This window comes from Parasedimentitalea maritima (genome assembly GCF_005771405.1).
Classification (GTDB): Bacteria; Pseudomonadota; Alphaproteobacteria; order Rhodobacterales; family Rhodobacteraceae; genus Parasedimentitalea; species Parasedimentitalea maritima.
This window is the reverse complement of the sequence record NZ_VAUA01000004.1, coordinates 1-26,434: the sequence shown is the minus strand read 5'-3', so window position 1 is coordinate 26,434 and position 26,434 is coordinate 1. Positions and strand designations below refer to the sequence as shown.

Sequence of the window (26,434 nt, the reverse complement as noted above, 5' to 3'; positions counted from 1 at the left end):
GGCGTATCTTATGACTTTATCATCTTCGCTGAACGCTGGCGTAGCCGGACTTTCGGCGAATGCCAGCAGATTGGCCTCAATTTCCGATAACATCGCAAACTCGTCGACCGCAGGTTACAAGCGGGTACAGACTGACTTTCACTCCATGGTGATTTCATCAAGTGGCGGCAACTATACCGCAGGTGGCGTACGGGCGACGACTACCCGTTTGATTGATGAACGCGGTTCTCTGATCTCAACGACAAATCCAACAGATCTTGCTGTGCGTGGTCGAGGTATGTTGCCGGTTGCTTCAGTTACTGAGGTTGGGGCGAGTACTGCTGAACCGAATATGATGCTAACTACGACGGGGTCATTCCGTACAAATTCAGACGGGATGTTAACAACCGAAAGTGGGCTGGTGTTGCTTGGATGGCCTGCCAACGCTGACGGATCTATCCCATCTTTTCCACGCGGGACCTCTTCTGGCCTGGAGCCAGTTCAGTTCAATGTGACGCAGCTGACGGGTGAGCCGACTACGTCGGTTGATCTGGGCATAAATCTGCCGGCCGCGTCAACTATCTCTGGTGCTGCTGGTGATGTGGAAAACCTGCCGATTGAATATTACGATAATCTTGGGAACACCGAGAATATCGAGATCGCGTTCACGCCAACAGTACCTGGTGCAGGCGCATCCAATGAGTGGACGATGGTCATTACGGATTCTGCATCGGGTGGCGCAGTCATTGGCGAATATGTCATGACATTTACAGACAGCCAGAGCGCAGGCGGCGCACTAGCCACGGTTACTACGACCTCAGGTGGCACATATGATTCCACCACTGGCTCTGCGATTGTGAACGTCGCTGGCGGCCCAATGGAGATCAATATCGGTGAAATCGGTAGTAGCGCTGGTATTACCCAATTGGCGAACCAGTTTAACACAGCTGGTGTTACAAAAGATGGATCACCTGTTGGGACCTTTACTGGTGTAGAGGTTGGGGCCGACGGTCTCGTCCACGCCAGCTATGATAATGGTGCTTCCCGCGTCGTTTATCAGGTGCCGCTGGTCGATATGGCTAATCCCAATGGCATGATTTCGTTAGATTCGCAGACCTATATGCCGTCAAATGATAGTGGCGCCTACTACTTGTGGGATGCAGGGGATGGCCCAACTGGCGAGGTTCGCGGGTACGCCCGTGAGGAATCCAAAACCGATGTAGCCACAGAACTGACCAATATGATCCAGACACAGCGGGCATATTCGTCAAGCGCGAAGATCGTTCAAACCGTGGATGAGATGTTGCAGGAAACAACCAACATCAAGCGCTAATCGCGCTGAAATCTAACGACCCGGACACATAGAAAAGGCAGAACATGTCAATTACCACTGCACTCAGCACCGCGATGACCGGTTTGACTGCTGCCGGCCGCGCGTCGTCGGTGGTATCAGAAAACATAGCAAACTCGCTGACTCCAGGTTACGCTCAACGTAGCTTGGTCCTCTCGAGTGGTGCTGCTACACCGGGTGTCCGGGTCGAAGGGATACAGCGCAACGTAGATCCCGCAGTTCAAGCTGGTCGGCGCGTTGCCGAAGCTGAACATGACAACATCAAGGCTCAATCTGATTTCTATACTCGGTTGTCGGGGCTTGTTGGATCAGTAGATGATCCGTTTTCGATAACTTCACGGCTTTCCAATTTTGATGGTAGCTTGATTGAAGCAATCTCGCGCCCGGATTCAATGCCGCGCCTAAATGACTTATCCTTGCAGGCGGAGGCCTTGGCCGACACAATTTCTACTGCAGCTGAAGGTTTGCGCGACCTGAGGACCACCGCAGAGCGGACAATTGATGCACAGGTCGATACCGTCAATCAGGCTCTGAAGGATGTACATAAACTAAATGCTCGAATTATGGTTTCTCAAGCAGGTGGAATGAGCACTGCCGCAATGTTGGATCAGCGGGGCCAATTGATTGATCAAATCAATCAAATTATCCCAGTGAATGTAGTCCAACGGGACAACGGTCAGGTGGCGTTGTTCTCCCAAGGTGGCGCAATCCTCCTGGACGGAAACCCAGCTGAACTGAGCTTTGATGGCAAGCCTGATACAATGCCGCACATGACACAGGCAAATGGATTGCTGTCCGGTCTAGAGATCAACGGTATCGCGGTTGAAACAGATCCTGGCGGGCCATTGCGTGGCGGGTCGTTGGCCGCGCAGTTTGAGCTTAGGGACGAAATTTCAGTTGAGGCACAAGAAGATCTGGACGCGATGGCGCGTGACCTTATCGAACGGTTCCAAGATCCAGCAGTGGATGCCACACTAGGTGCCACAGATCCAGGATTGTTCACAGATAGTGGCGCATTCTTCGATCCTGTCAATGTCATAGGCATATCTAACCGTCTGACATTGAACGAAAAGGTGTCTATGGATGGCGATTCTGAAACTTGGCGGCTTCGGGACGGTTTGAATGCTGCCGCACCAGGAAATGCTGGTGATGCTCGACTGTTACAGAGCTACACAACAGCACTTGATGCAACACGTACGATCACATCTCCTGGTTTAGGGACGACAACCCTGAACGCTTCTACTATAAGCGCCAATCTTCTGTCGCATTTTAGCCAAAACACCAACGCGGCTGACCAGGCACTCAGCTTTGCCTCGGCTAGCTTCAGCGAAATGAGCCAAATGGAATTGGCACAGGGCGTGGATACCGACGCAGAGCTTCAAAACCTTATGTTGATTGAGCAGGCCTTTGCAGCCAATGCCAAGATGATGACGGTTGTTGATGAGCTCATGGACACACTTCTAAGGATATAATAGATGAACATCACATCTTTTGGAGACATGGCGCATAACGTGTTTCTGCGCAACCGAACTGCAGAACTGAAAGAGAATCTGGGCACGCTGACGCAAGAGCTCAGCACGGGAAAGGCTTCCGACCTCAACCAGCGCCTAGGGGGGGACTTTACCTACCTGTCTGACATTGAGCGTAATCTTTCGCGTCTTGAGTCTTACAAAATTTCAGCCACAGAATCTTCGTTGTTTGCTTCATCGGCGCAGAGTTTCATCGCAAAGATAGACTCAAATGCCGGGGCCCTTAGCGATGATATTTTGGCTACGACTGGTGCGACGAATGACAACACAACAAATCTGTTGTCAGGACAGTCGCGCCTATATCTCGAAGAATCAATTCGGGCTCTCAATGGCCAGGCTGCTGGGCGCAGCCTATTTGCCGGCACAGCAACAAGTGCGGTACCATTGGCTGATGTCGATACGCTGATGTCAAATTTGGTAACTGAGGTTTCAGGCCTCACCACTGCTGCGGATATCATTACAGAAGTAAAAGCCTGGTTTGCTGATCCAACCGGCTTTGATGCCATCATGTATCAGGGTTCAACGACATCGATGTCGTCGGTAAATGTTGGCCCGAATGAGCAGGTTGATATTTCGCTTCGCGCAGACGATGAGGATTTTAAGCAAGCGATGCAAAGCTTTGCAATCGGTGCACTGGCAACAGAGCCCGGTTTAGTTCTGACTGTAGGCGTCAAAGGCGACTTGTTGGCTGGTAGCGGCACTGAGCTGCTTGAAACCCGCAATCGACTTACCAATGTGCAGGCCGATCTAGGCTTCACAGAATCTAGAATTGAGGAGGCGGCAATTCGGAATGCCGCTGCGATGACCAGCCTTAGTCTGACACTGAATGAATTGACACAGGCCGACCCATTCGAAACTGCAACACGGTTGGAAGAGACACAATTCCAACTCGAGGCACTGTACTCGGTGACCGCACGTTCGTCCCAACTCTCCTTACTAAGGTACATGTCATGATCAAATATATTCGCATTTTGTTGGCTTGCCTGATGTTGCCTACGGTGCTGCAGGCTTCGACAATCCGACTTAAAGATTTGGTGGAGTTTGATGGCGTCCGCGGAAACGATCTGGTTGGATACGGTTTGGTAGTGGGTTTGAACGGGACCGGTGACGGACTGCGCAATTCTCCCTTTACCGAAGAAATCATGTCGAACATTCTGGAACGATTGGGCGTTAACGTTACAGGCGAACAGTTCCGACCCAAGAATGTAGCAGCGGTGTTTGTGACAGCTAGCTTGCCCCCATTTGCCCGAGTGGGCGGACAAATTGACGTCACGGTTTCGGCCATTGGTGATTCTAAGAGCCTGCTTGGCGGTACTCTGGTTATGACGCCTCTGAATGCTGCAGACGGTCAGATATACGCCGTTGCTCAGGGGACAATTTTGGCCGGTGGTGCTGTTGCCGAGGGTGATGGTGCTTCGGTCACTCAGGGGGTGCCGACATCCGGTGGTATTCCGTCGGGTGCCCGTGTGGAACGTGAAATTGAATTTGATTTGGCATCTTTGACCACAATGCGACTGGCCTTGCGAGAGCCAGATTTCACCACTGCTGGCCGGATTGAGCAGGCCATAAATCGCGAATTTAACTCAAATGTAGCTCTGATGCGCGATTCTGGTACTGTCGAAATAGATATCGCTGGCACCCGAGCCCGCTCCACCGCACATGCTGTGGGTCGGATTGAAAATATTCTGGTCGAACCTGAGCGCAAGGCGCGGGTGGTTGTTGATCAGAGATCGGGCACAATTGTTATGGGCAGCGATGTTCGGATCTCCCGGGTGGCAGTGGCGCAGGGGAATTTGACGCTTAGGATTGAGGAAGCACCACTGGTGATACAGCCAAATCCATTTTCGGACGGTGAAACTGTCGTGGTGCCACGCACTGGGGTCGCAATCGACGAAGAAGAAGGTATTCAATTGGCTGAGGTCCCGGAAACTACTTCGCTCTCTGAAGTTGTTGCGGGCCTGAATGCACTAGGCGTATCGCCTCGCGACATGATTGATATTCTCAAAAGCTTAAAAGCTGCTGGGGCGTTGCACGCTGAGTTTGTTGTTCGCTGACGCAAACAAGGAACAACAACATTCAAACCCGGCCTAAAATTCAAGGGCCGGGTTTTTGAATCCGGACAGGAGATGTTCGTGGGAATTAGTTCCGGCTTCCAGTGTCCTGTTTGGCTTTAAGTCTGGTTCGTTCGCAGCGCGCAAACAATGTGAACTCTTTCAGATAGTTGACAGGGATGAAGCTCAAAATTGCAGCATTTCCTGGAGAGTTTGGCAGTTCAGCTTAGATTAGGTAACCATCCATTTCTCAAAGGGGGACAGCCGTAGAAATCAGGCGGTCAAATTTGTATCCGGATGGGTGCCGCTGTCGGTGACACAACATAGATGGTCAATGTTGTAGCCCATCTGGAAGATCGGCAATGCGATGGTTTTGATTGATAAAAACCTAGCACGTGCAGGCATCATCTTGGGATCCTGTTTTCCGAGGCTGGGCGAGGTCATTAGCGAAGGTGAGAGTCCTCCCAATGATTTCTGCTCCAGTTAAAGTTTCTCACGTGTTTCAATACCATTGGACCCCCTGATCGGTCGTCAATTCTTGCCAATCACCCTGGCCTGGTGAGGTGTATCTGATTTTCTGACGGGGCATGGTATTCCCAGCCAATTGTTAGATGTCATTTGACATAAACAGGCCTCCGGTTGGAAAACCAACCGGAGGCCTTTAGTGGTAGATGGATTGGGCTATTTCAGGGGTAGTAACTGCGAACCAGCGCGCTAGCGATTAGGCTCCAGCCATCAGCAACCACAAAAAAGGCCAGTTTGAAGGGCAGGGAAACCACTGCGGGTGGAACCATCATCATCCCCATCGACATCAGGATAGCGGCAACGACAAGATCGATGATCAAAAATGGCAAAAAGACCAGAAATCCAATCTGAAAAGCTCGGGAAATCTCGGACAACAGAAAGCTGGGAATCAGGACCGAAAGTGGTGCGTCTGGAGTTGGATCTATCCCCTGCAGTCCAGGTCGCAGATCTGACATTGCATAAAATGTATCTGGATCTAATCGGGCAGCCATAAAGGCACGAAATGGTTCCAAGGAGCGGATCATAGCCGCTTCGACACCCAGTTCCTCTTCGATCAAGGGGCCAATGCCGTGAGTCCAAGCGTCCGTAAACACGGGCTCCATCACAAAGTATGTCAAAAATAGCGCTAAGCTGATGATCAGCATGTTTGGCGGGGCTTGCTGCATACCAATGCCTTGTCGAACAATCGACAACACAGTTACCAGAAATGGAAAACACGTGATCATGATAGCTAGGCCTGGAGCCAAACTAAGCACGGTAAGTAGTAAAATTAGCTGTATTGAACGGGCGGAAATTGATCCGTTGTCAGCTAGAGACAGGTTCAGCTCTTGAGCCTGCGCAATCTGTGGCATCGCCAGCAGCGTCAAAGCTGCCAGCGTAACAAATAAAAAGGACTTTTGCGTCATCCCAACCCGCTCTGCAGATCTGCAATTTCTGTGAGACGAACCGCCAGTTGCCCGGCCTGATCGCCTTCCATCTCTTCCAGTTGGCCGCGGGCAACCAGACGGTCGCCTACATATAGGTCAACGGGGTCCTCCACTCGTTTGTCCAGCGTCAGAACTGCATTTTCACCTAGATTAACCAAATCGCGAATTAGCGGTCGGGCCTTCCCAACGGAAACGACTACCTCGACGGGAACCGAATTGAACGGATTGCCAGTGTCAGAAGTCTTTGTCTTGAGATCGGAGTTGTCATCCATAGTTGGCGTCCTCTTTGACTTGATAGGAGAAGGCATCGACTGAATCACGGATCGAGTCGAGCAATGCTGCACTGTTTATTTCACGTTCGAGATTCCCAACCCGTAGGTAGGCCTGACCTGGCGCCAGGTCAGCGGCTTCGCGCACTTTTACCTCGACGGAGAAGTTCTGATTCAGTGCTGACCGTACTCCTGCAGCTTCACCTGCAGCTACGGAAATCACCAGTGGTTGAGTGGTTTGGCCCTTTGCCATATCTGTCAGCTGGTCAACAATGTGATGCCCGAAACTGGCCGCCATGGCGTCTGGCAGGATAGCGCTAGTCAGCACCTTGAGCATTGGATCGAGCGATTCGATCAATTGGCTTTGAGCTTCGTGAAAAGTAAAACTCATGTCTTCGAGTGAATTTGCCAGTGTGGCTGATATCTTGGTGGTTTCACTGTCTTGGGCTCCGACCGCGTCGTCCCAGCCTGCTGTGTAACCATTCTCGAACGAGACCAGCTTTTCCTCTTCCAAAAGTTCATCCGAAACCGTCTGTACGGGTTGAACTTTGCCAGCATTTCCAAAATCTTCTAATAGGTGAGCAATAGTCATCAAGCTTTCTCCTCGCTCTCTTCAAGCCAGCCGCGTAGAATTTCGACAGTTTCTTCTTGGCGATCGCCAATCATGGCGCGTAAGCGGTCGACGGGATCTTCCGAACCACCGCCCAAAGCAGGTAGTCCGCCCATGCCTCCCATGTCACCGATGCCACCCATGGCGTCAAACTGGCTAGGCGCACCGTCATCGATCTCACCTGTTAGTGCCATTCCCATTCCCATGCCCATGTCGGGATTGCTCATCATGTCGCCACCGCCAAGTTGAGGCAGATCAGCCAGAGGCTCTGGACCCTCTAAAGCCCCCTGTGGCGCTTTGTTGGATAGGATTGGCTTGAGGACGAACAGCCCCAAGATCAGACTAACAAATGCTAGGGCAGCAATCTGGATCAGGGACATGGCATCGAGATAGATATTGTCCATCATAGATGTGGAGACGACTGTGCCCTGAGGTTCGATTGTCGGTAGTTCCATTGACCTTAATGTAATGACATCACCACGTTCAGCGTCAAAACCGATGGCTGCTGCGATCAACTCCTGCATAGATGCCAGTTCTTCTTCAGGGCGAGGTGTAAATTCGGCAACGCCAGCCTCGTTGGTAGAGTTGAGCCCGTTTACCAACACGGCCACGGTCAATCGTTTAATGGCGCCAGGGCCACGAGTGATTTGCAGCTCAGTTTCCGATATTTCATAGTTGATTCGTTCGCGAGTTAAGCTGGTGTTGGCTTTGGAACCATCACCGGAAGCAGCGTCACCATCAGGTATGTTAGAGGCCACTGTAACTTCGCCGGATTGGTTGCTCGAAGAATCGGCACGCTCTTCTACGTCCGTACTTATGGCTATGCGACTTTCCGGGTCGACGCGCTTTTCCCGAATGGATTCGGTATCAGTGACGATATCAACACTGACCTCGACCACAGCGTTGCCCTGTCCAACGCGAGCCTCGACTAAACGGATGACCCGGTCACGAATCGATTGTGATCTATCATCGGATCCAGCTCCTGTAGCCGCCGCCGTTTCTGGTGTGCCGATCAGAGAGCCATTGGCATCTATTACGGCGACATTTTCAACAGCAAGGCCAGTCACCGCCGAAGCGATTAGAAAGCGAACTGCGTTGGCCTGGGTCGGGGATATCGGGGACCCCATCGGTACAAGCGAAACTGAAGCTGTTGGTTCAACACTACGTTGGAAGGGGTTGGAGCCGGTGTTGGCGATATGCACCCGTGCCTGAGTAACATATGGGCTAGCAACAATTGTGCGGGCTAGCTCACCCTCTTTAGCACGCCAATACGCAGCATCGAACATTTGAGACGTGGTGCCAAACCCGCTGAGCGAATCAAGCAGTTCATAGCCACGGTTCCCATTCGCCGGCAAACCTTCACTGGCAAGCGTCATACGCAGCTCGTCGCGTTGGTCGACCGGGACATAAATTGACCCGCCTCGTACTTCATAAGGAGTACCGCGCTGTTCTAGCGACTGTACCACTTGACCTGCCGAGCTGCTGTCCAGCCCGGCATAGAGTAATTTCATCGTGGGCGTATTCGCCACACGGGACATTGCAAGCACGCTGAGAATCATGATGACCGTGGAACCCACGATGATCAGACGCTTGCGCGTATCCAAACCTGCCCAGACATTCTTGATCTGCTGCACTTTAACCTCCGTCGAACCGACATTCTGCTCGGCTTGCAACCGTTTTGAATGATTGGCCTTAACATTCGGTTAGCCACTCTGAGGTTATGAAGAGTTTGTTCGACGTTTTAGGAATTGTCATGACAGACGCTACAGCAGATCTAGAAGAAGCACCGGCCAAGCCGAGTAAGATGCCCCTGATCATTGGAGTTGTGCTGGCTATTGCTGGTGGTGGCGGCGGTTTTTACGCTGTTCAATCGGGATTGCTTCCGCTTGGTAAAACAGCTGATCCGCAAACGACTCATGCGGTAGAATCGGTACCAGCCGGGGTAGATAGTGGTGAGACAGCGGAAGATATCGCCAATCTTGCCTTTATCGAAATGGACCCAATTGTGATTACGCTGCGTAAGGCAAGCGGACTAAAGCATTTGAGGTTTCGGGCACAGTTGGAAGTCGATGTGGCTCACCAGGCCGAAGTCGAAAAGATTCTTCCGCGCGTTGTCGATGTACTGAACAGCTATCTTAGAGCGTTGGAAATAGCGGATCTGGCAGATCCGATGGCTTTACCGAAACTGCGAGCGCAGATGCTACGGCGGATCAACATTGCTACTGGACAGGGGCGTGTTCGAGATTTGCTGATAATGGACTTCGTATTGAACTAGGAGGACAGGATGGAAATGATTGCAGATATCCTACTTGTTGCGGGCGCCCTCGGGGCTGGTTTTTATTGTTTTGTGTTGGCACGCCGACTTAATCGCTTCAACGATCTCGAAAAGGGGGTCGGCGGAGCGGTCGCTGTGTTGTCTGCCCAAGTTGATGATCTAAACAAATCTCTGGTGGCAGCTCGCGCAACATCGGATGGATCGAGCAAAGTGTTGGGTGAGCTAACAGCTCGTGCCGAATCGGTTGCTCAGCGACTGGAGCTGACAATGGCGTCGATGCATGACTTGCCAGCGGCCTCAACTGTTGCGCGGCCAAGTGAGGAGAGCGATGCCCTGGCTACAGCTCTCAAATCCGAACCGGCACCAGAAGAAGCTGAGAAACAATCTGCAGGTTTGATGTTTGTACGTCATAACCGCAATCAAAGTCGGGTTGCCTGATGTCTAATACTCTTAAACCCAAAAATGGCCGCCGGACACGAGTTGGTACTTTGTTTATGTTGGCAGTGCTGTTGATTGGTTCGGCTGCTCTGCGTTTGGGGTTTGAGGCTGGACCAGCGATTGCGCGTGAAGTGGCTAGCCTTCCAGAGGCTGACCTGCCTTCAGGTGACGAAGTCGTGCAGCACGAATCAGGGCCATCTTCGGTAGAATTCCAGCACATGCTCGCGGCATTTCAGCAAAGAGAAGAGGCATTAGCTGCGCGTGAGGCTGAGATCGAGGATCGGGTCAAAGCGATGGAGCTAGCCGATCAAGCTATCACTCTCAAACTTGCGGCTTTAGAGGCCGCTGAGGTGAAGCTCGAAGAGACACTTGCCTTGGCTGACGGTGCGACTGAAAACGACTTGTTCCGCCTGACTGCCGTTTATGAGCAGATGAAGCCAAAACAAGCGGCGCCACTATTTGAGGAAATGGACCCTGGGTTTGCTGCGGGCTTTCTGGCTCGAATGAAGCCCGAGGCTGCAGCTGGTATCATGGCCGGTCTTAGCCCGCAGGTGGCCTATACCATCAGCGTAGTGCTGGCTGGGCGAAATGGTTCTGTCCCAAAAGAGTAAAACCTACTCCGAAGCTTAGGAATTTTTAAGAAGACTCACCTAAGTTTCTAGAAAGTAATGAATTTCGGAGAATCCTTATGATCGGCATTGTTGGCATTGTAGTGATCTTTGTCATGGTATTCGGCGGCTACCTTGCCGCTGGCGGCAAGATGGGAATCATTGTCAAAGCCATGCCATTTGAAATGATGATGATTGGCGGTGCCGGTGTGGGCGCCTTTATGATCAGCAATGACATGGCTGGTATCAAGCACACCTTGAAAGATATGGGTAAAGTGTTCAAAGGCCCCAAGTGGAAACCTGAAGACTACCGTGACTTGTTGTGTTTGCTATTTGGGCTCATTCGAATCGCTCGCGCAAACCCAGTTGAAGTTGAACAGCACATCGAAGATCCTGAAAATTCTACAGTGTTTGGAAAATACCCTCGTATTTTGGCAGACAAAGAAGCTGTGAACCTGATTTGCGATACCATGCGTTCGGCCTCGATGAACTATGATGATCCGCATCAGGTAGAAGAGGTTCTGGAAAAACGTATTGAAGCCAACCACCACCATGCAATGCATTCAAGCCATGCTCTGCAGACACTCGCTGATGGTCTGCCTGCGTTGGGAATTGTTGCGGCGGTTCTTGGTATCATCAAGACCATGGGGTCAATTGACCAACCGCCAGAAATTCTGGGTAAAATGATTGGTGGTGCTCTTGTTGGTACCTTCCTTGGCGTTTTCCTTGCCTATGGTTTGGTGGGTCCTTTTGCTGCAAAGGTAAAAGCCGTCACCGAAGAAGACGCACACTTTTACCAACTTATTCGCGAAGTATTGGTAGCAAACCTGCACAATCACGCCGCAGCAATTTGTATTGAAGTTGGTCGTCAAAATACGCCCTCACACATCCGTCCGGGATTTTCTGAGTTAGAAGAAGCCCTAAAGTCTGTGAAACAGGAAGCCGCATGATCCGCCAGGCAATCGCATTTTTGGTCACCATGATGGTGGCCATTCCGGCCCAGGCCGAGACCATTGTTGCCCGCTCCGGCGAACATGATGGGTTTTCCCGTCTGGTTATGCGTTTGCCTGATAAAACCAACTGGTCACTGACACAGTCAGGAACAACGGCAACATTGAAAATTGACCGACCAGAAGCTGTTTTTGATACCGCTCAGGTTTTCAACTTCATTCCTCGTACCCGTTTGCAGTCATTTCAACAAAATGGGGCAGGGGCACCGCTACGAATTCAACTTGGATGTGAATGTGAACTGAAGTCATATGTCCAGAAAGATGGCTATCTGGTCATCGATGTCCGAGATGGAAAACCCGGACAAACATATTCATCTTCAAGCGGCGTCTTACCTTTGGGCAGTCTAGCTGGAGCTTCAGGGTACCGGTTCGACCTAACGCCAGGACGTATCGAACAATCTCGGACCGAGTTGAATTTGGCTGCAGCATTGGCGAGTCGCGCCGCAATAGTTGGCCACTCTCTAAGGGAGCCTCAAGTTCAGGTCGCGCCAGAGCCGCAACCCGTTGTTACCTTGCCGGACCCGGTAACGCCGCTGCAAACGCAAGTAGCGTTGGATCAGGAAGAGGCAACTCTGCCTGATGTGAACTTGCTTTTAGACCTTGATGAAACCGCGCGCGCCGCGGCGGTAAATGCATCCGAGCATCGTTTACTACAGCAGATCGGACGCGCAACCAATCAGGGTTTGCTGGATTTGGTCATGACTGAGGTTAGCGACGAACAAGTACCTACTATGGTTGCACCGTTGGGCATTCAGGACCGGCCGTTGAACCCATTGGACCATTTGTCTGTGACAACAGCTGTTGACCGGGACATGGGTCTAATGCCGCTACATGACCAGGGTGCGGATGAGAAATTGCACTGTACACGGACTAAGGATCTGGCGGTTTACAACTGGGGTAATGAATTGCCTTTTGCCGATCAGATTGGCCCGCTTCGCTCTGAGCTATTCAAAGAATTTGATGAGATCGATTTGGGTGCTGCTATTTCCTTGGCCAAAACCTACCTATATTTTGGATTTGGAGCTGAGGCGCGCATTGTGTTGGCAATGCTGCCGCCGGGCGCAGCCAACACAGAAGTCCTGACTGCACTGGCAGTACTGCAAGATGGCGGAAGCTTGCCCATTACACATCCCTTTGCAGGCCAGCAGGGATGTGATGGTGATGTCGCGTTCTGGGCGGCTATTGCTGACGGTGCAATAAAGAGCAATGCAAACGCTGAGGCAATTCAGCAAACACTGGCACGTATGCCTGTGCATTTGCGCGTACATCTGGGGCCGAAAATTAGTACTATGTTTTCGGAGAAGGGTGATGAGCATATGGCCGCTTCGGCGCTGCGGTCGATTGATCGCTCCGGAGTAGAAGAGGTACCTGATATTAACTTGGCTCAGGCGGCTTTTGCTGATCTGACCGGTGATACCGAAACTATGGCCGATGAATTGAAGGAAGAAGTTGCGGAGCGTACTGAAAATGCACCGCGGGCATTGATGGATTTGATTACGTTGAGCTTTGAAGAACGCAAAGCATTATCTCCAGATTTGCCAGATCTGATCGCGTCTTATGAGTTGGAGAGCCGTGATGGTGAACTTGGTGCTGAGCTGCGTCTTACTGAAGTCATGGCGCTGGCGCTGACAGGTCAATTTCAAACGGCGTTTGAAGCACTGGAAAATCTGTCTGAGCAAGACGGACCGATTGCTCGTGTCACAGCGATGGAACCACTGATGACGTTGCTGACTGAGCGTGCAGATGATGTGACGTTCTTGAAATATGCGTTGATTTTTGCCGAGCAAGCAACACCCAAAGAAGCCACTCCCGTGGCTGAAATGATGACACGACGGTTGCTCGACTTGGGGTTCTCCGAACAGGCGCAATCGCTACTGGTAAAATTGGCGCTGGAACCAGCTGATGAAACACGTCGATTGATGATGGCAGAAGCAGCTCTTGGCATGGATCTGCCACATCGGGCATTGGTTGAATTGATGGGGCTGGACGGCGCCGAGGCGAACAAACTTCGGGCAGAGGCTTTGTGGCGAAACGGAGAGTTTGACCGTGCGGGTGAATATCTGATGGTCGAACAAGAAACGGACGCCGCTGCCAGGGGGTTTTGGCATTCCGAAAATCTGGATGCAATTGAACCCGGCGAAGGCCAGTTTGGCCAAGTTGCCGAAGTGACTGCTCAATTGGATGTACAAGTGCAGGAACCAGATGAAATGACTCCTTTAGCCCATGCACGTGCCTTGGTCGAAAGCAGCGTTGGTACGCGTGATAGTATTGAAGCCTTGCTACGAGGGGTAGCACGTGACCCTGAGAGTTCAAATTAAGCGGACGCGAGGAAAATACCCAAATTGAATTCTATCAGGCCGCCCAAATTGGGCGGTCTTTTGGTTAACGCGATAACGTTTTGTCAATCCTCTGAGCCTACTTTGAAGGATGGGTGAAACCTGAGTTGGATTAGGCAGAATGCCGAAGAAAAACAAAGAATTGAACCGCAGTAACTGCGAACCAGACGGTGCATTCCCACGAAACCGGGGAATCGCTGCTAGTTTGCTATGTCTGACTGTGATTTCAAGTTTGATGTCACCGGCCCTAGTTCAGGCTTCTACGCAGCGTGTGGCGGCCTTATGTGATTTGGCTGCACAGCGAGCCGCGCGTGATCAGGGGGTGCCCCTTGATGTGCTCCGCACCATAACACGGACGGAAACCGGACGTGGTGGCAACCAGGGTCTCCAGCCCTGGCCTTGGACCGTCAATATGGAAGGGGCGGGGAAGTGGTTTCAAACTGAAGATGAAGCTCGCGCATATGTGTTCTCACATTTTAAGCGAGGGGCCCGTAGCTTTGACGTTGGGTGTTTTCAGATCAATTTCAAATGGCATGGTGCCGCGTTTGATTCGATCGATCAAATGTTTGATCCCGTTGCAAACGCGCAATATGCAGCCAAGTTTCTAAAAAAACTACATGCGGAAATGGGTGACTGGTCTAAGGCCGCCGGTGCCTATCATTCGCGCACCCCTACCTACGCTAATCGATATACCGCCCGTTTTGACCGTATTCGGGCCGACCTGTCGCCTTCCACTGTAGTGGCTGCATTGCCTGGCCGCGAACGCCGTCAACGCACATCTACCGGACCGTTGCCTTTGGCAAGCCTTCACGCACCCGCACCATTGATTGCACAGGGATCTGTTTCCATGGGCTCTTTGGTGCCGATGGCCGGATCCGTTGCGTCCGCGCGTGCCCTGATTATGTTTGAATGAAAGCTCACAACCGTGCCAAATTTTTCAACTAAAGAGCTGTTCAGCCCAACCGTTCTACTTGCTCTCGCCTTGATGGCAGTCATTGTGATGATGATCCTGCCTATGCCTGCTTGGGTGTTGGATGTTGGGTTGGCGGCTTCTTTTGGCCTAGCCATTTTAATTTTCACCCTCACGTTGTTCATTGAACGGCCACTGGATTTTTCAGCGTTTCCAACAGTTCTTCTGGCTTCGCTGATGCTGCGCTTGTCGTTAAACGTGTCTTCAACCAAGCTAATCATCGGTCAAGGGCACACCGGTACTGACGCAGCTGGTAATGTGATTGAGGGTTTCGCCCAATTTGTCATGGGTGGCAGCGTGTTCTTGGGGCTGGTGGTCTTTGGCGTACTGTTGATCGTAAACTTTATGGTCATCAACAAAGGCGCTGCGCGGATGGCCGAAGTTGGCGCTCGTTTTGCTTTGGATGCGATGCCGGGTAAACAGATGGCGATCGATGCGGACATGTCCGCTGGTGCTATCGACCATGCCACCGCCAAAGAGCGTCGCGAACGTGAACAGCAGGAAACCACTTTCTTTGGTTCTCTCGACGGTGCCTCAAAATTTGTAAAGGGTGATGCAGTTGCTGGGCTGCTGATCACCATGATGAATTTGGTGATGGGGCTGGCTATGGGGGTCCTGGTCCAGGGGATGCCTGTTGGCGCTGCATTTGAAACCTATGCTATTCTGACTGTTGGCGATGGCCTGGTATCGCAGATCCCATCTGTCATTATTTCCATCGCTGCGGCGCTGCTGTTAGCCCGGGGTGGCAACCAAGGTGCGACCGATGTTGCGCTTACAGATCAAATGGGCAAACACCCTGCAGCTCTGGCGACCGTTTCTATTCTGATGTGTTTGTTTGCTCTGGTGCCAGGCCTGCCATTTTTGCCCTTCTTCCTCGGAGGCAGCCTTCTGGGGTTCTTTGCTTACAAAATGTACAAGCGGATCAAAGACAAGGAAGAGGCCGAGATCGAGGAGCAGATCGAACAGGGAACAGAAGCAGTTGCGGCCAAGCCCCTAGGTGACATCTTAGACCTGGACGACGTGCATCTAGAATTTTCCCCAGATCTGGTTGGAATGGTTCTGGATGCTGGCACTGGCTTGGATACCCGGATTGCCAATATGCGGACGCATGTGGCGAGTGTCTTTGGTTTGATTCTTCCCGAAATACGGTTGACCGACGAACCAGAGCTGCAAATGGGTACCTATGTGATCCGAGTGCAGGGGGTTGAGCAGGCGACTGGAACTTTGCATCCGGACATGGTGTTGGCGTTGATGCCTGATGCCCATGATTCGTTGCCTAGCGGCACAGATGTAACCGAACCTGTTTATGGTGCGCCGGCACGTTGGATTTCAACTAAACATCAAGAAGATGCCGCGCTGATCGGCGCTACGATTGTGACGCCGCCAGAAATTTTGGCCACGCATTTGCTTGAAGTCATGAAGCAAAATTTCTCACGTTTGCTAACTCTGAAGTCTCTTCGTCGTTTGTTGAACGAGATGACGCAACTGTCTGATGACTTTCGTTCAGAAGCCAACAAGAAACTGTTGGATGAATTGGTCCCTGATAAAGTGCCAGTAGATACGCTACATTCGGTCCTGCGGTTGTTGTTGGACGAGAGAGTTTCAATCCGAAATATGCCGTTGATCCTGGAATCGATAGCAGAGGCTCGGCTACGCAGCACTCAACCCGAGATGATTTGTGAGCACGTAAGGCAGCGTCTTGGTTTTCAGTTGGTAGCAGAGATGAAGCGCGAAGACGGTACCATTCCGTTGGTGCAATTGGCGCCGGAATGGGAAGATACATTCTCGACCTATCAGATTGAAACACAAGGGGGCGGGATGGATATTGCTCTGCCGCCGGATCTATTCAACCGGTTGGCCGAAGGGCTGTCAGATCGTTTGAACATGATCACTGAACAGGGGATTTTCCCCGCCGTTGTCACTTCAACTCGTCGTCGTCGGTTTTTACGGACAATCCTCAAGGCCCGTGGAATTTCCAACCCCGTGCTTTCGTTCGAAGAAATCGGGCTGGATGCGCGACCGGCGCTGGTCGGTATGGTTGCCGCATGACACCATTTTTGCCAGCCGAACTAGTGGCGTTTTTAGGGGCTGGTTTCTGGCACGGTGCAATTGTTTTTTTGCGCGTTTCCGCATTGACCGCACTGCTGCCGGGATTTGGTGAGCAATATGTATCTATCCGGATTAAGCTGGTGATCGCAGTGGCATTTACCTTTATCGTGGCACCCGCATTGCCAACGTTTCCTCAGCCAGATGGAATGATGCACTACGCCAGTTTTGCAGTGACTGAGTCGATCATTGGGCTAGCGCTGGGCGTTACCATTCGGTTTTTTGTACATGCACTTCAGACAGCTGGGGCTATGGCTGCACAGGCGACTTCGCTATCTCAGGTTTTGGGTGGAATTGGGTCCGAGCCAATGCCCGCGATCGGAGCGGTATTGTTGATCGGTGGTCTGGCATTGGCGATGATGTTGGGCTTGCATGTTCGTGTTGCCGAATTTCTGATTTACTCTTATCAGATGTTTCCCGCAGGCGAGTTTCCGAATGGTGGCAGTATGTCCGAATGGGGTGTTCACCGTGTCGCTCGCGCCTTTTCACTTGCGTTTACTCTGGCTGCGCCCTTTCTCATCGCTTCGGTGCTGTACAACCTGACGTTGGGTGTCATTAACCGCGCCATGCCGTCACTGATGGTTGCCTTTGTTGGTGCCCCGGTCATCACTTTTGGTGGGTTGTTTATTCTGATGGTGGCCAGCCCGATGATCTTGAAAGTCTGGAGTGAGGCGTTGATGACATTCTTTGGCAATCCCGGAGGCGGGATGCCATGAGTGGTCAGGACGATGATACAGATAAGACATTCGATCCGACGCCAGAAAAACTACGCAAGGCGCGAGAAAAAGGTGAAGTAGCTAAATCCACAGACCTGTCTGTGGCTGCTGCATATGCCGGATTAGTCGTCGCGTTTTATGGTTTTGGGGCTGAATCCGTCCGCTCACTTGGGTCCGCATTGATGACTTTGTTGGATCAACCTGACAAGTTGGCTCCGTTGTTTTTTGAAGGTCCGGCTGCAGCACCAGTCGGTGGACTGCTAGCTAGCGTTGGCAGCGCAGTGTTACCTTGGTTTCTTGTCCCATTTTGTTTGGTTCTTTTGTCGATTGTTGGACAGAAGGCGCTGGTGTTTGCACCTAGCAAGCTGGCGATGAAACTGTCTAGGATTTCGGTGATTTCTAACGCCAAGAACAAATTTGGACGTGCAGGCCTGTTTGAATTTGGCAAGAGCTTTACCAAGCTATTGCTGTATTCGATTTGCCTTGGCTTCTATATGAACATCCGGCTACCTGAAATGGTTGCTGCATCAGCGACCAGCTCTTTTACAGTGGTGGCTCTGCTCGCGCAGTTGGGGATGGAATTCCTATTTATTGCTTTGCTGATCTCCCTTGCTATCGGCGTAGTCGATGCTGGATTTCAACATGCGGAGCATCACCGCAAGAACATGATGTCGCGCAAGGAAATCATGGACGAAACCAAAGATTCCGAGGGCGACCCGCATATGAAAAATAAGCGCCGTCAGCGTGGTCAGGAAATTGCCATGAATCAGATGATGGCGGAAGTGCCTAAGGCCGATGTGATTATTGTCAACCCGACCCATTATGCGGTGGCGCTGCAGTGGGGTCGGGAGCGCGGAACTGCGCCGATTTGTGTGGCCAAAGGTGTGGATGAAGTTGCGGCCGCGATTCGTCGTGTTGCCAACGAAAATGCAATTCCAATTCACAGTGATCCTCCGACAGCGCGGGCATTGCATGCCTCAATTGAAGTTGGAGGCGAGGTTCTGGAAGAACACTATGCACCGGTGGCTGCGGCAATTCGTTTTGCGGAACATATGCGTCAACGGGCCAAAGGGCAGATTTGATGAATCAAAAGATGTTGGACCAAATGGCGGCTGTCACTGAAGCGCAATATCTACGCGAACACGCCAAGATAAAGCCGATCCTGGATGCAGAAGCGGCGCTACGTGGAAAATTGGCCAAACTTGACGCACAGATGAAAGAGACACGTCAACAGAGTGAACAGGATCATGCAATGCGGGCGCTGGGCGCTGATTTGCTGTGGCAGGGTTGGCACAGCCGAACTCGTCGGCAGTTAAATATTGAACTCGCTCAGGTGACTGCACGCAAGCTGAAAGCAATGGACCAGGTTCGCAAGGCATTTGGTCGCAAACATGCGGTTCAGACCATGGCCGATCAAGAGCGAAAGCGCAAAAAGCTGGATCAGATCAAGAAACTAGAAACGCAGTTACTAGGGTAAGTAGAGCGGGAAGCTAAAAGCTTGAGGAGCCGTTCGATGATAGAAGACCTAGGCTTCCAATAAGAGAAGGGCCAATCCCAGATGGGATTGGCCCTTCTCTTATTGGTGCCTTTGGTAAAGTCAGACGTCTTGACGGGATATATCCATGATCAATACGTCAGAAACACCGCGACCAAGTTCATGCTGAGCAGCTTCACGCAAGGCTGTTCGCAATGGCATCATCACATCTGAACGGGTGAAAGCCCCCCTGAAACCACCCATATTGGCATGGTCGAACAGTACCTGCAAAAACACGTCACGCAGTTTTGGTTCAAGAGCATAGACCCGATCGCTCATTTCTTGTGATGTTTCCAAACTCAGAGATAGCACCACCAGGGCAGACAGTTCATCGCGTTCGACCACGGGCACGACAAACTGATTTGCCAGTTTGACGTATACATGCTCAGGCTCCCCTTCCTCTTCATGGCTCTCTTCTATTGCGACGGCTGCATGCTCGCCTTCCATCTCACCAGACGCCACGATCTCGGTTGGAGGGGCAAGCATTACTCCTGCGCCGATACCGCCTCCGGTACCGACTAAGAGAAGGATGATTGGTAAAAGCTTTGACAACATGGGATTTCCTCAGAATGGCAAGACGACGTCGAGCAACTGCTGGCCATAACGTGGTTGCTGCACATCTGTGATTTGTCCGCGACCACCATAGGAAACTCGGGCAGATGCGATTTTGTCATAAGTGATTTCGTTCTGTCGGCTGATGTCTTCGGGCCGAACATAACCAGTGACCAACAGTTCACGCATCTCAAAGTTCACGCGCAATTCTTGAGATCCGTTGATGGCGAGAACGCCATTGGGCAGGACGTCGACGATGGTCGCCGCGACACGCAGCGTCAGCTTTTCGTTCCGCTTTACCGAACCTTTGCCGGTAGAGGCGCTGCTGCTATTTAGATCAACAGCCGTGGCCATCGAGGCGCCATCTGGCAAATGTTCATCCAGTCGTTGAGGAAGGCCGAGCAAGTTAGAGACGCCCATGGCTTCCTCACCTGAACGGGAACGAGAGGTTCCATTTGAAATTTCGGCTTCCTCATCAATTTCGATCACCACAGTCAGGATGTCGCCCTTACGAATGGCGCGCCGATCACCTAGCAACGATTGCCGTGCTCCGCTCCAAAGTGAGGCCTCGTCAACGGCACGCTGCGGTTGGCTTGACACCGGTAATCCCTGCCACAGCATAGCAACATGTTCAGGTGTTTCGCTTGCTGGGGTAAAGGTGGGGGCCTTACCCACATGGTCCAGACGAGCACAGGCGCCAAGCAAAGCAAGCCCGACCAACGCCATTTTGGTCATTGTTAGTTTCTTGTGCATTATCTTACCTCAATGGAGCCGTCGGCGCTAATGCGTCCGGAAATTGTAGTGCGTGACGACAGGTTCATCGCCCGGATTATTTCACCCTCGGAGCCACGTCCCAGGGACCGACCTTCGGTTGCAATCAACAACCCGCCACGGCGGAACTTTAGCGTTACCAAATCGTTGCGTTCGACAATTGCCGGTGGGCCGATGTCGCCAGGGCGTACTGGACGACCGGCGTAAAGTGATACACGGGCCTCTTGCCCGACCACGTCTGCGGGATCGGAAAAGGCACCGGCAATATCTACGGATTTGTAAGCCAAATCTTCTGCAGAAATGATCTGCTTGGCTCGGATTGTGCGGACTGGCACCAAGGTATCGGCCCAGCTGGTTTGAGCCATCAGAATTGCCAGGAATGTTAGAATAAGTTTCATCAGCGCACCTGTGTGGTTGCGCCCATCATCTGGTCGACGGCCGAGATAACTTTTGCATTCATTTCATAGCCACGCTGCGCTTCGATCAGCTCGGTAACTTCACGTACCGCATCAACCGAACTGGCCTCGAGGTATCCTTGCCGCAGTGATCCAAGACCGTCTTCACCTGGGGTGGAGACTACAGGTGCGCCTGATGCCTCGGTTTCGGTGAATAGGTTGCTCCCGCGGGCTTCAAGTCCTTTTGGGTTGGCGAACCCTGACAGCGTCAATTGACCTAACAGTTGGCCTTCGGCAGTTTCTTCAAAATACGCGTAAACCTCGCCTTCGCCGTTAATTGAGATGCTGCGCGCATCCGACGGGATAGTAATATCGGGTGACACGGCGAGCCCGTCTGACGTGACAATCAGACCTTCGGCAGATCGTTTTAATGAACCGTCACGCGTGTATGCGCTCTCGCCTGATGCTAAAGTGACTTCCAGATAGCCCTTGCCATCAATTGCAACATCCAGATCATTTCCGGTCTGCGCAAGCGCCCCTTGTGCCAGATAGACTGAAACGGCGGATGGGCGCACACCCAGGCCAACCTGGACACCAGTTGGTAGTACAGTGCCATCTGAGGCGTTCACTGTCCCGGCTCGCGATACCTGTTGATAATGAAGGTCTGCAAACTCTGCCCGTCGTGCATTGTAAGCTGTGGTGTTCATATTGGCGAGGTTGTTCGAGATCGTCTCGACGCGCAGTTGTTGTGCGCTCATTCCGGTGGCTGCAATCTTTAGGGCACGCATCGGGTTTCTCCTACGAATTGTGTTACTTGATCAGGTTTTTAATGGCGTTGCGGATGCGTTGGTCTTCGGTTTCCAAGAAACTCTGGCCCATTTCATAGGCGCGCTGAATTTCAATCATCCGTGCCACTTGCGAAATAGCGTTGACGTTTGAACCCTCGACAAAACCTTGCAGGATTTGGGCCTGATCAGTTTCTTCGATGTCACCATCAACACGGAACATGACGCCATCTTCACGAACCAGAGTATGCCCTTCGGCGGGCTTGAATATCCCAATTTGGCCCAAAGGGTTTCCATCTGCGCTGATGGTACCATCAGGGGCAACGTGAATTGTTTCTGCGTCACCTGGGACAAATACAGGTGACCCACCTGCGTCCAGCACACGGTTGCCGTCCGGTGTAACCAAATCACCGTCAGCATTAGGTGAAAATGCTCCGGATCGGGTTAGTCGCTCACCCATCGGTGTTTCGACCTTGAAAAAGCCATCACCCTCGATTGCGAGGTCAAAAGTGCCGTTGGTTTGTGTCAGGGAACCCTGTTCCATCGAGGTATTGCGAATGTTAGCACGCGACATCGACATCGACGATTGGCCAGGGCCAGATTGGATGAACTCTGAAAAAATCAAACCTTCCTGACGGTATCCGGTTGTCGCCGAGTTGGCGATGTTATTCGCAACAACCTGCATTTCGCGCATCAGGCCGGTTTGGCGAGAGAGTGTGGCGTAACCTGCGGTTTCCATTACGAACCTCCAATAATCAGTGGGATGATCTGGCCATGAAAAAAGGCCAGCATCGTTTGTGTCATGAATCCCATAGTCATCCAGAAAACGACCATGATTGCTGCCAATTTAGGCACAAACGTCAGGGTCATTTCCTGGACAGAAGTGAGCGCTTGGAACAAACCAATGCTAAGGCCAACAACCAATGCGACAGTTAGAATCGGTGTCGACGTCATGACAGCAGTCCACATCGCCTGGCGCAGAGTGTCGTAGAATTGTCCCTCGCTCATCATGGCTTAGACCGGCATCCGCAGAATTTCTTGATAGGCTTCAACAACCTTGTTCCGAACTGTCACTGCCGTTTCAACGGCCAACTCAGTTTGAGCCAAGGCCTGGACCAGTGCATGTGGGTCGGCGCCGCCGGTCATCGCTGAAACCGAAACCTGCTCGCTTTGCTGCAGGGTTGCTGTGAAATCCTGAAAACTATTTTTCAGAAGCGCGCCAGCGTCGCTGCCGGAATGCTCTGGGTCAATTTTGGTGGCAGGGCGTGCTGCTGCATAGCCACTGGCGGCGGAAAGACTGCGAATATCCATTCTGGATCTCCTAAGGTTCTAGTTATCTGCGAAGTAATTCCATCAATGACGAGGACATTTGCCGCGTCTGATCGAACATTTTTAGGTTGGCTTCATAGCTGCGCTGAGCTTCACGAGCGTCAGCAATTTCGATCATTAGATCGACGTTCGAGCCTTCGTAGTGGCCACTAGCATCGGCTAGCGGGTGTGAAGGATCATAGACCTGGTCCAAATCGGTCCGGTCCAAATGCACCCGGCCTACTTTGACGCTTTCTGCATCGGTATTCATGTCGCGCACTGCTTCGAACGGAACAGTTTTACGGCGATAGCCAGGTGTATCTGCATTGGAAATGTTTTCGGATACATGACGCAGGCGAGTGGCCTGTGCTTTTAGAGCGCTTGATGAAACCGATAGAGCATTGGAAAATTCACTCATTGTTCAGATCTCCCTTAACCACGGCCCAGGCTGGCGCGCAGCACGTTCATGGACGATTTGTAGATTGCCAAAGCTTTGTCGTGCTGGCGCTTGACTTCGACCCCTTTCAGGATCTCGCTTTCGATCGAAACGGAGTTGTCATTAGGATCATTGCCAGCGCCAGATTCGCTAACCGTCCAGTCCATCCCCTGACCGGATGACCCGTTCAGATGATTGTGGCGGCTGGCGCGCATATCGCCTTGCTGCGAATCGTCGTCAAAGACTTCGGAAAATGGTTTAATGTCCTTGGCGTGGTAACCAGGTGTATCGGCGTTGGCGATATTCTGCGATACCAGTGCCTGGCGTGTCCCAGCATGGGTCGCCATAGCATTTGCTAGTTTAAAGACATTCAGCTCTGTGAACATCGGGGCTTCTCCCTCGATTGATTTCAACCAAGACTTAACCCCGATTCCTTTAGAAATTGTTTTCAGAAACTTGTTGGAGAAACCGCAATGACCGCTGACCTGAATGCACTGACCCAGGAGATTGCTAGTAAAAAGCTGGCCACGCCTATGGGGAGGGTGACCGGAATATCGGGTGGAGTCGTCGAAATTTCAGGTCTTGGAACGGATGCACGAATCGGTGATCGCCTGGTGTTGAAGCGGCAGGATGGAGACAAATTGTCCGGTGAAGTGATGATGATTAATAGTAATTATATCAGCATGTTGCCGGATGTTGCGCCGAATAAGGTAGCAATTTCAGATCCTGTTCTGTTGTATCCAACGCCAGAATTTGCACCAGGTGACAATTGGATTGGCAGAGTGGTTGATCCTTTTGGTGCGCCCTTAGATGGGCGCCCAATGATGCGTGGTGGTGACCCTCGCGATCTGATGGCCCCACCACCACGGGCGGCGGAGCGTAAGTCTTTGGGAGCTCGTCTTCCAACCGGAGTCTCTGTCCTGAATACGATTCTCCCGATCGTTAGCGGCCAGCGAGTCGGACTTTTTGCCGGTTCGGGCGTGGGTAAATCCACACTTCTGGCTCAATTGGCTCAGCATATGGATGCTGACGTCGTGGTAATGGCCCTGATTGGAGAACGTGGTCGAGAGGTGAATCACTTTGTTGACGAGGTTCTTGGGCCTGAGGGTATGAAGCGAGCCATCGTTGTGGCGGCCACATCGGACCAGTCTGCGTTAATTCGGAGGCGCTGTGCCTGGTCGGCAATGGCTGTGGCCGAACACTTTCGAGATCAGGGAAAAAATGTGCTGTTTCTCGCTGACTCGGTGACCCGATTTGCCGAGGCGCACCGAGAAATTTCGGTTGCTTCGGGCGAAGCACCAGCCCTTCGCGGATACCCTCCTTCGGTGACTCCTTTGATCACTGGCCTATGCGAGCGAGCGGGCACAGGAACGGAAGAGCAGGGCGACATCACAGCTGTGTTCAGCGTATTGGTGGCTGGTTCCGATATGGATGAACCGATCGCTGATATTCTGCGCGGGGTTCTGGACGGCCACATCGTATTGAACCGTGAGATCGCCGAACGGGGCAGATTCCCTGCTATTGATGTTTCGCGCTCTGTCTCTCGTAGCCTGCCAGCTGCAGCGACGCCTGAAGAAAATGAGATTATCTCAAACGTGAGAAAATATCTGGGCACCTACGAACAATCAGAAGTCATGATTCGTGCCGGACTATATTCTGAGGGGAGCGATCTGGTTCTGGACCAAGCTGTAAAAATCTGGCCAGAGTTGGACAGCTTTTTCGGAAAAAATGATGCTGAAGGTATCCAAAGTAGCTTCAACCGATTGAATTTGCTGATGCGCCGCGCGGGCAATAGTCGCTGATTGCAACAAATTCTATGACTCTGGATATGTACTAGAAACGGCGCGAGCAGGGTAATGCCCGCCGCGCCGTTTTTTCATTGTTGTCCGTTATCAGAACTGTAGAAGCATCAGGGCAGTAGCACCCGACGATTGCGACGCACTGAAATCTGCGATTTGTTGGCGTGCCAGATATGTATTCACCAGTTTGTTCATCATATCAGGGTCGTCAAATTCGCTGATGTCACTGGTACCAAACACAATCTCGGCCTTCGACTTGAAGGCATCCAATTGCTGGTCCAGATCAATTTTTGAAAGACTTTCTGGCAAGCCCAATGCAACTTCGAACATCTCGCGAAGAGCAGGTTGGCCCATCACATTGAACCATTGGGTGTTCACGCTAGTGCCATCTGTGGCCAGGTTTACAAGTTCACGCTCACCGTACATTGCCACCCGCATCGAGTGATCCTGCTCTCCAACCGCTTCTTCAAAAGCCTGTACTTTGTTGGTAAACACCAGATCAGCCATATCCTGGACAGCCCCGGTTTTAATTGTATCTCCAGGGCCAAAGCCAAAAGCCTCACTGAATTTTACGTAGCGGTCGTCGCCCAACTTGTTGGCCAAGGCGTCATCGGCCGAGGTTCCGTCCTGTAGGACTTTAATGACAAAGGCCTTTTTATAGACATCTTCACCAAGACCAAAGGCATCAAGAGCAACTTCTAGCAGGCGAGTGTCTCCAACCAAATCTTCGGCAGATTTTACATTGCCAATGTTTTCCATAAAGTAGTCCGTCTCTCGCTGGAGAACGGCGTCCTTCGTGAAAGTCTCGAATTGTTTGTCGTAGGTTGCCTGCAAAAAGTTCCAGCCGACAATGCCATCTGATGGTATAATAGGTTGAAAGCTCATGATGCTTGTACCGCCAACAGGCGATCCTCTCGTGGTAACAGGTTCCGCAGCGCTTTGAGGCAGCGGTAGTGGTTGTTCTGGATCACTGCTTCGGTGGCTTCAGCGAGTGAAGCACGGCTATCGGGATCGGTGAACACCTGGCTTAGGTCTTCGATCCGGCGCAGCATTGGCAGGCGATCTTCTTCGGCGTCGATATCACCGGTCAGGATCAACTGGGCGGCGTAACAGACGCGGCGTACCGGGGTATTGGCATTCTCCGGGTGGATTGCA

General features: G+C 51.9%; 31 protein-coding genes. 15 read left to right on the top strand and 16 right to left on the bottom strand.

Features of this window, described 5'->3' with window-relative positions; translation table 11 throughout:
- Positions 1-10: 10 nt before the first annotated feature.
- Genes FEE96_RS08710 through FEE96_RS08695 form a run of 4 tightly spaced genes read left to right on the top strand, consistent with a single transcriptional unit; the run spans position 11 to position 4,913 of the window.
- Positions 11-1,312, top strand: a complete 1,302-nt coding sequence (locus FEE96_RS08710) for a flagellar hook protein FlgE (RefSeq protein ID WP_138162651.1) — start codon at positions 11-13, stop codon at positions 1,310-1,312.
- A gap of 44 nt (positions 1,313-1,356) precedes the next feature.
- Positions 1,357-2,802: a flagellar hook-associated protein FlgK gene (gene flgK, locus FEE96_RS08705; RefSeq protein ID WP_138162650.1), complete on the top strand. Its 1,446-nt coding sequence runs from the start codon at positions 1,357-1,359 to the stop codon at positions 2,800-2,802.
- A 3-nt stretch (positions 2,803-2,805) separates the two neighbouring features.
- Entirely contained in the window at positions 2,806-3,813 is a 1,008-nt protein-coding gene (locus FEE96_RS08700; RefSeq protein ID WP_138162649.1) for a flagellin, read from the top strand.
- The gene (locus tag FEE96_RS08695) at positions 3,810-4,913 is read left to right on the top strand and encodes a flagellar basal body P-ring protein FlgI (RefSeq protein ID WP_138162648.1); all 1,104 of its coding nucleotides are present in this window, start codon (positions 3,810-3,812) and stop codon (positions 4,911-4,913) included. The genes FEE96_RS08700 and FEE96_RS08695 overlap by 4 nt, the downstream gene beginning before the upstream one ends.
- Positions 4,914-5,183: 270 nt before the next feature.
- Here FEE96_RS08695 and FEE96_RS23965 read toward each other — a convergent pair whose 3' ends face one another.
- From FEE96_RS23965 to fliF, 5 genes are all read right to left on the bottom strand, one after another.
- Positions 5,184-5,318 carry a hypothetical protein gene (locus FEE96_RS23965; protein WP_281278358.1) on the bottom strand — a complete coding sequence of 45 codons (135 nt, stop codon included), beginning with the start codon at positions 5,316-5,318 and terminating at the stop codon, positions 5,184-5,186.
- A gap of 278 nt (positions 5,319-5,596) precedes the next feature.
- Entirely contained in the window at positions 5,597-6,340 is a 744-nt protein-coding gene (gene fliP, locus FEE96_RS08690) for a flagellar type III secretion system pore protein FliP (RefSeq protein WP_138162647.1), read from the bottom strand.
- Positions 6,337-6,633 carry a FliM/FliN family flagellar motor switch protein gene (locus FEE96_RS08685; protein WP_138162646.1) on the bottom strand — a complete coding sequence of 99 codons (297 nt, stop codon included), beginning with the start codon at positions 6,631-6,633 and terminating at the stop codon, positions 6,337-6,339. Before FEE96_RS08685 ends, fliP begins: the two co-directional genes overlap by 4 nt.
- Positions 6,626-7,222 (bottom strand): ABC transporter ATP-binding protein, encoded by a 597-nt coding sequence (locus tag FEE96_RS08680; RefSeq protein WP_138162645.1) that lies wholly within the window; start codon positions 7,220-7,222, stop codon positions 6,626-6,628. The genes FEE96_RS08685 and FEE96_RS08680 overlap by 8 nt, the downstream gene beginning before the upstream one ends.
- On the bottom strand, positions 7,222-8,874 hold the full coding sequence (fliF, locus tag FEE96_RS08675; RefSeq protein ID WP_138162644.1) for a flagellar basal-body MS-ring/collar protein FliF: 1,653 nt from the start codon (positions 8,872-8,874) through the stop codon (positions 7,222-7,224). Before fliF ends, FEE96_RS08680 begins: the two co-directional genes overlap by 1 nt.
- 119 nt (positions 8,875-8,993) lie before the next feature.
- On the opposite strand from fliF, the gene FEE96_RS08670 reads away from it, so the two are divergent.
- From FEE96_RS08670 to FEE96_RS08625, 10 genes are all read left to right on the top strand, one after another.
- Positions 8,994-9,515, top strand: a complete 522-nt coding sequence (locus FEE96_RS08670) for a flagellar basal body-associated FliL family protein (RefSeq protein WP_138162643.1) — start codon at positions 8,994-8,996, stop codon at positions 9,513-9,515.
- A gap of 9 nt (positions 9,516-9,524) precedes the next feature.
- The gene (locus tag FEE96_RS08665; protein ID WP_138162642.1) at positions 9,525-9,953 is read left to right on the top strand and encodes a hypothetical protein; all 429 of its coding nucleotides are present in this window, start codon (positions 9,525-9,527) and stop codon (positions 9,951-9,953) included.
- Entirely contained in the window at positions 9,953-10,564 is a 612-nt protein-coding gene (locus FEE96_RS08660; protein ID WP_138162641.1) for a MotE family protein, read from the top strand. Before FEE96_RS08665 ends, FEE96_RS08660 begins: the two co-directional genes overlap by 1 nt.
- A 77-nt stretch (positions 10,565-10,641) precedes the next feature.
- A complete protein-coding gene (gene motA / locus FEE96_RS08655; RefSeq protein ID WP_138162640.1) occupies positions 10,642-11,511 on the top strand; it encodes a flagellar motor stator protein MotA in 870 nt (289 codons plus the stop codon).
- Entirely contained in the window at positions 11,508-13,889 is a 2,382-nt protein-coding gene (locus tag FEE96_RS08650) for a hypothetical protein (protein WP_171021659.1), read from the top strand. The genes motA and FEE96_RS08650 overlap by 4 nt, the downstream gene beginning before the upstream one ends.
- Positions 13,890-14,142: 253 nt before the next feature.
- Positions 14,143-14,820: a transglycosylase SLT domain-containing protein gene (locus FEE96_RS08645; protein ID WP_138163003.1), complete on the top strand. Its 678-nt coding sequence runs from the start codon at positions 14,143-14,145 to the stop codon at positions 14,818-14,820.
- Between the two features lie 72 nt (positions 14,821-14,892).
- A complete protein-coding gene (flhA, locus tag FEE96_RS08640) occupies positions 14,893-16,926 on the top strand; it encodes a flagellar biosynthesis protein FlhA (RefSeq protein ID WP_425467305.1) in 2,034 nt (677 codons plus the stop codon).
- Entirely contained in the window at positions 16,923-17,699 is a 777-nt protein-coding gene (locus FEE96_RS08635; RefSeq protein ID WP_138162638.1) for a flagellar biosynthetic protein FliR, read from the top strand. Before flhA ends, FEE96_RS08635 begins: the two co-directional genes overlap by 4 nt.
- Entirely contained in the window at positions 17,696-18,781 is a 1,086-nt protein-coding gene (gene flhB, locus FEE96_RS08630) for a flagellar type III secretion system protein FlhB (RefSeq protein ID WP_138162637.1), read from the top strand. The genes FEE96_RS08635 and flhB overlap by 4 nt, the downstream gene beginning before the upstream one ends.
- Positions 18,781-19,176 carry a hypothetical protein gene (locus tag FEE96_RS08625; RefSeq protein ID WP_138162636.1) on the top strand — a complete coding sequence of 132 codons (396 nt, stop codon included), beginning with the start codon at positions 18,781-18,783 and terminating at the stop codon, positions 19,174-19,176. Before flhB ends, FEE96_RS08625 begins: the two co-directional genes overlap by 1 nt.
- Positions 19,177-19,296: 120 nt before the next feature.
- Here FEE96_RS08625 and FEE96_RS08620 read toward each other — a convergent pair whose 3' ends face one another.
- The 9 genes from FEE96_RS08620 to FEE96_RS08580 are packed head-to-tail and all read right to left on the bottom strand — an operon-like array spanning position 19,297 to position 23,866.
- Positions 19,297-19,788 (bottom strand): flagellar basal body-associated FliL family protein, encoded by a 492-nt coding sequence (locus FEE96_RS08620; protein ID WP_138162635.1) that lies wholly within the window; start codon positions 19,786-19,788, stop codon positions 19,297-19,299.
- Between the two features lie 9 nt (positions 19,789-19,797).
- Positions 19,798-20,538, bottom strand: coding sequence for a flagellar basal body L-ring protein FlgH (flgH, locus tag FEE96_RS08615; protein WP_138162634.1), 741 nt, complete (start codon positions 20,536-20,538; stop codon positions 19,798-19,800).
- Positions 20,538-20,954, bottom strand: a complete 417-nt coding sequence (flgA, locus tag FEE96_RS08610) for a flagellar basal body P-ring formation chaperone FlgA (RefSeq protein ID WP_138162633.1) — start codon at positions 20,952-20,954, stop codon at positions 20,538-20,540. The genes flgH and flgA overlap by 1 nt, the downstream gene beginning before the upstream one ends.
- Complete coding sequence (gene flgG, locus FEE96_RS08605; protein WP_138162632.1) at positions 20,954-21,739, bottom strand: flagellar basal-body rod protein FlgG; 786 nt, start codon at positions 21,737-21,739, stop codon at positions 20,954-20,956. The genes flgA and flgG overlap by 1 nt, the downstream gene beginning before the upstream one ends.
- 22 nt (positions 21,740-21,761) lie before the next feature.
- Complete coding sequence (locus FEE96_RS08600; RefSeq protein ID WP_138162631.1) at positions 21,762-22,475, bottom strand: flagellar hook-basal body complex protein; 714 nt, start codon at positions 22,473-22,475, stop codon at positions 21,762-21,764.
- A complete protein-coding gene (locus FEE96_RS08595) occupies positions 22,475-22,747 on the bottom strand; it encodes a flagellar biosynthetic protein FliQ (protein ID WP_138162630.1) in 273 nt (90 codons plus the stop codon). Before FEE96_RS08595 ends, FEE96_RS08600 begins: the two co-directional genes overlap by 1 nt.
- Positions 22,748-22,750: 3 nt before the next feature.
- Positions 22,751-23,047, bottom strand: coding sequence for a flagellar hook-basal body complex protein FliE (gene fliE, locus FEE96_RS08590; protein ID WP_138162629.1), 297 nt, complete (start codon positions 23,045-23,047; stop codon positions 22,751-22,753).
- 22 nt (positions 23,048-23,069) lie between these two features.
- Positions 23,070-23,462, bottom strand: coding sequence for a flagellar basal body rod protein FlgC (gene flgC, locus FEE96_RS08585; RefSeq protein ID WP_138162628.1), 393 nt, complete (start codon positions 23,460-23,462; stop codon positions 23,070-23,072).
- Between the two features lie 14 nt (positions 23,463-23,476).
- Positions 23,477-23,866 (bottom strand): FlgB family protein, encoded by a 390-nt coding sequence (locus tag FEE96_RS08580; RefSeq protein ID WP_138162627.1) that lies wholly within the window; start codon positions 23,864-23,866, stop codon positions 23,477-23,479.
- An 87-nt stretch (positions 23,867-23,953) separates the two neighbouring features.
- Here FEE96_RS08580 and FEE96_RS08575 point away from each other — a divergent pair, with 87 nt between their 5' ends.
- Positions 23,954-25,282, top strand: a complete 1,329-nt coding sequence (locus FEE96_RS08575; protein ID WP_138162626.1) for a FliI/YscN family ATPase — start codon at positions 23,954-23,956, stop codon at positions 25,280-25,282.
- Between the two features lie 90 nt (positions 25,283-25,372).
- On the opposite strand, the gene FEE96_RS08570 is transcribed toward FEE96_RS08575, so the two are convergent.
- Together FEE96_RS08570 and FEE96_RS08565 are read right to left on the bottom strand one after the other, a co-directional pair.
- Positions 25,373-26,164: a DUF1217 domain-containing protein gene (locus tag FEE96_RS08570; protein ID WP_138162625.1), complete on the bottom strand. Its 792-nt coding sequence runs from the start codon at positions 26,162-26,164 to the stop codon at positions 25,373-25,375.
- Positions 26,161-26,434 (bottom strand): flagellar biosynthesis repressor FlbT (locus tag FEE96_RS08565; protein ID WP_138162624.1); only part of this gene is annotated, 274 nt, incomplete at its 5' end. The genes FEE96_RS08565 and FEE96_RS08570, both read right to left, overlap by 4 nt.

What these genes read in the sequence shown, in the direction of transcription:
- FEE96_RS08710 (WP_138162651.1), top strand. Translation starts at nt 11, where the DNA reads ATGACTTTATCATCTTCGCTGAACGCTGGCGTAGCCGGACTTTCGGCG.
- flgK (WP_138162650.1), top strand. Translation starts at nt 1,357, where the DNA reads ATGTCAATTACCACTGCACTCAGCACCGCGATGACCGGTTTGACTGCT.
- FEE96_RS08700 (WP_138162649.1), top strand. Translation starts at nt 2,806, where the DNA reads ATGAACATCACATCTTTTGGAGACATGGCGCATAACGTGTTTCTGCGC.
- FEE96_RS08695 (WP_138162648.1), top strand. Translation starts at nt 3,810, where the DNA reads ATGATCAAATATATTCGCATTTTGTTGGCTTGCCTGATGTTGCCTACG.
- FEE96_RS23965 (WP_281278358.1), bottom strand. Translation starts at nt 5,318, where the DNA reads ATGATGCCTGCACGTGCTAGGTTTTTATCAATCAAAACCATCGCATTG.
- fliP (WP_138162647.1), bottom strand. Translation starts at nt 6,340, where the DNA reads ATGACGCAAAAGTCCTTTTTATTTGTTACGCTGGCAGCTTTGACGCTG.
- FEE96_RS08685 (WP_138162646.1), bottom strand. Translation starts at nt 6,633, where the DNA reads ATGGATGACAACTCCGATCTCAAGACAAAGACTTCTGACACTGGCAAT.
- FEE96_RS08680 (WP_138162645.1), bottom strand. Translation starts at nt 7,222, where the DNA reads ATGACTATTGCTCACCTATTAGAAGATTTTGGAAATGCTGGCAAAGTT.
- FEE96_RS08670 (WP_138162643.1), top strand. Translation starts at nt 8,994, where the DNA reads ATGACAGACGCTACAGCAGATCTAGAAGAAGCACCGGCCAAGCCGAGT.
- FEE96_RS08665 (WP_138162642.1), top strand. Translation starts at nt 9,525, where the DNA reads ATGGAAATGATTGCAGATATCCTACTTGTTGCGGGCGCCCTCGGGGCT.
- FEE96_RS08660 (WP_138162641.1), top strand. Translation starts at nt 9,953, where the DNA reads ATGTCTAATACTCTTAAACCCAAAAATGGCCGCCGGACACGAGTTGGT.
- motA (WP_138162640.1), top strand. Translation starts at nt 10,642, where the DNA reads ATGATCGGCATTGTTGGCATTGTAGTGATCTTTGTCATGGTATTCGGC.
- FEE96_RS08650 (WP_171021659.1), top strand. Translation starts at nt 11,508, where the DNA reads ATGATCCGCCAGGCAATCGCATTTTTGGTCACCATGATGGTGGCCATT.
- FEE96_RS08645 (WP_138163003.1), top strand. Translation starts at nt 14,143, where the DNA reads ATGTCACCGGCCCTAGTTCAGGCTTCTACGCAGCGTGTGGCGGCCTTA.
- flhA (WP_425467305.1), top strand. Translation starts at nt 14,893, where the DNA reads ATGGCAGTCATTGTGATGATGATCCTGCCTATGCCTGCTTGGGTGTTG.
- FEE96_RS08635 (WP_138162638.1), top strand. Translation starts at nt 16,923, where the DNA reads ATGACACCATTTTTGCCAGCCGAACTAGTGGCGTTTTTAGGGGCTGGT.
- flhB (WP_138162637.1), top strand. Translation starts at nt 17,696, where the DNA reads ATGAGTGGTCAGGACGATGATACAGATAAGACATTCGATCCGACGCCA.
- FEE96_RS08625 (WP_138162636.1), top strand. Translation starts at nt 18,781, where the DNA reads ATGAATCAAAAGATGTTGGACCAAATGGCGGCTGTCACTGAAGCGCAA.
- FEE96_RS08620 (WP_138162635.1), bottom strand. Translation starts at nt 19,788, where the DNA reads ATGTTGTCAAAGCTTTTACCAATCATCCTTCTCTTAGTCGGTACCGGA.
- flgH (WP_138162634.1), bottom strand. Translation starts at nt 20,538, where the DNA reads ATGCACAAGAAACTAACAATGACCAAAATGGCGTTGGTCGGGCTTGCT.
- flgA (WP_138162633.1), bottom strand. Translation starts at nt 20,954, where the DNA reads ATGAAACTTATTCTAACATTCCTGGCAATTCTGATGGCTCAAACCAGC.
- flgG (WP_138162632.1), bottom strand. Translation starts at nt 21,739, where the DNA reads ATGCGTGCCCTAAAGATTGCAGCCACCGGAATGAGCGCACAACAACTG.
- FEE96_RS08600 (WP_138162631.1), bottom strand. Translation starts at nt 22,475, where the DNA reads ATGGAAACCGCAGGTTACGCCACACTCTCTCGCCAAACCGGCCTGATG.
- FEE96_RS08595 (WP_138162630.1), bottom strand. Translation starts at nt 22,747, where the DNA reads ATGATGAGCGAGGGACAATTCTACGACACTCTGCGCCAGGCGATGTGG.
- fliE (WP_138162629.1), bottom strand. Translation starts at nt 23,047, where the DNA reads ATGGATATTCGCAGTCTTTCCGCCGCCAGTGGCTATGCAGCAGCACGC.
- flgC (WP_138162628.1), bottom strand. Translation starts at nt 23,462, where the DNA reads ATGAGTGAATTTTCCAATGCTCTATCGGTTTCATCAAGCGCTCTAAAA.
- FEE96_RS08580 (WP_138162627.1), bottom strand. Translation starts at nt 23,866, where the DNA reads ATGTTCACAGAGCTGAATGTCTTTAAACTAGCAAATGCTATGGCGACC.
- FEE96_RS08575 (WP_138162626.1), top strand. Translation starts at nt 23,954, where the DNA reads ATGACCGCTGACCTGAATGCACTGACCCAGGAGATTGCTAGTAAAAAG.
- FEE96_RS08570 (WP_138162625.1), bottom strand. Translation starts at nt 26,164, where the DNA reads ATGAGCTTTCAACCTATTATACCATCAGATGGCATTGTCGGCTGGAAC.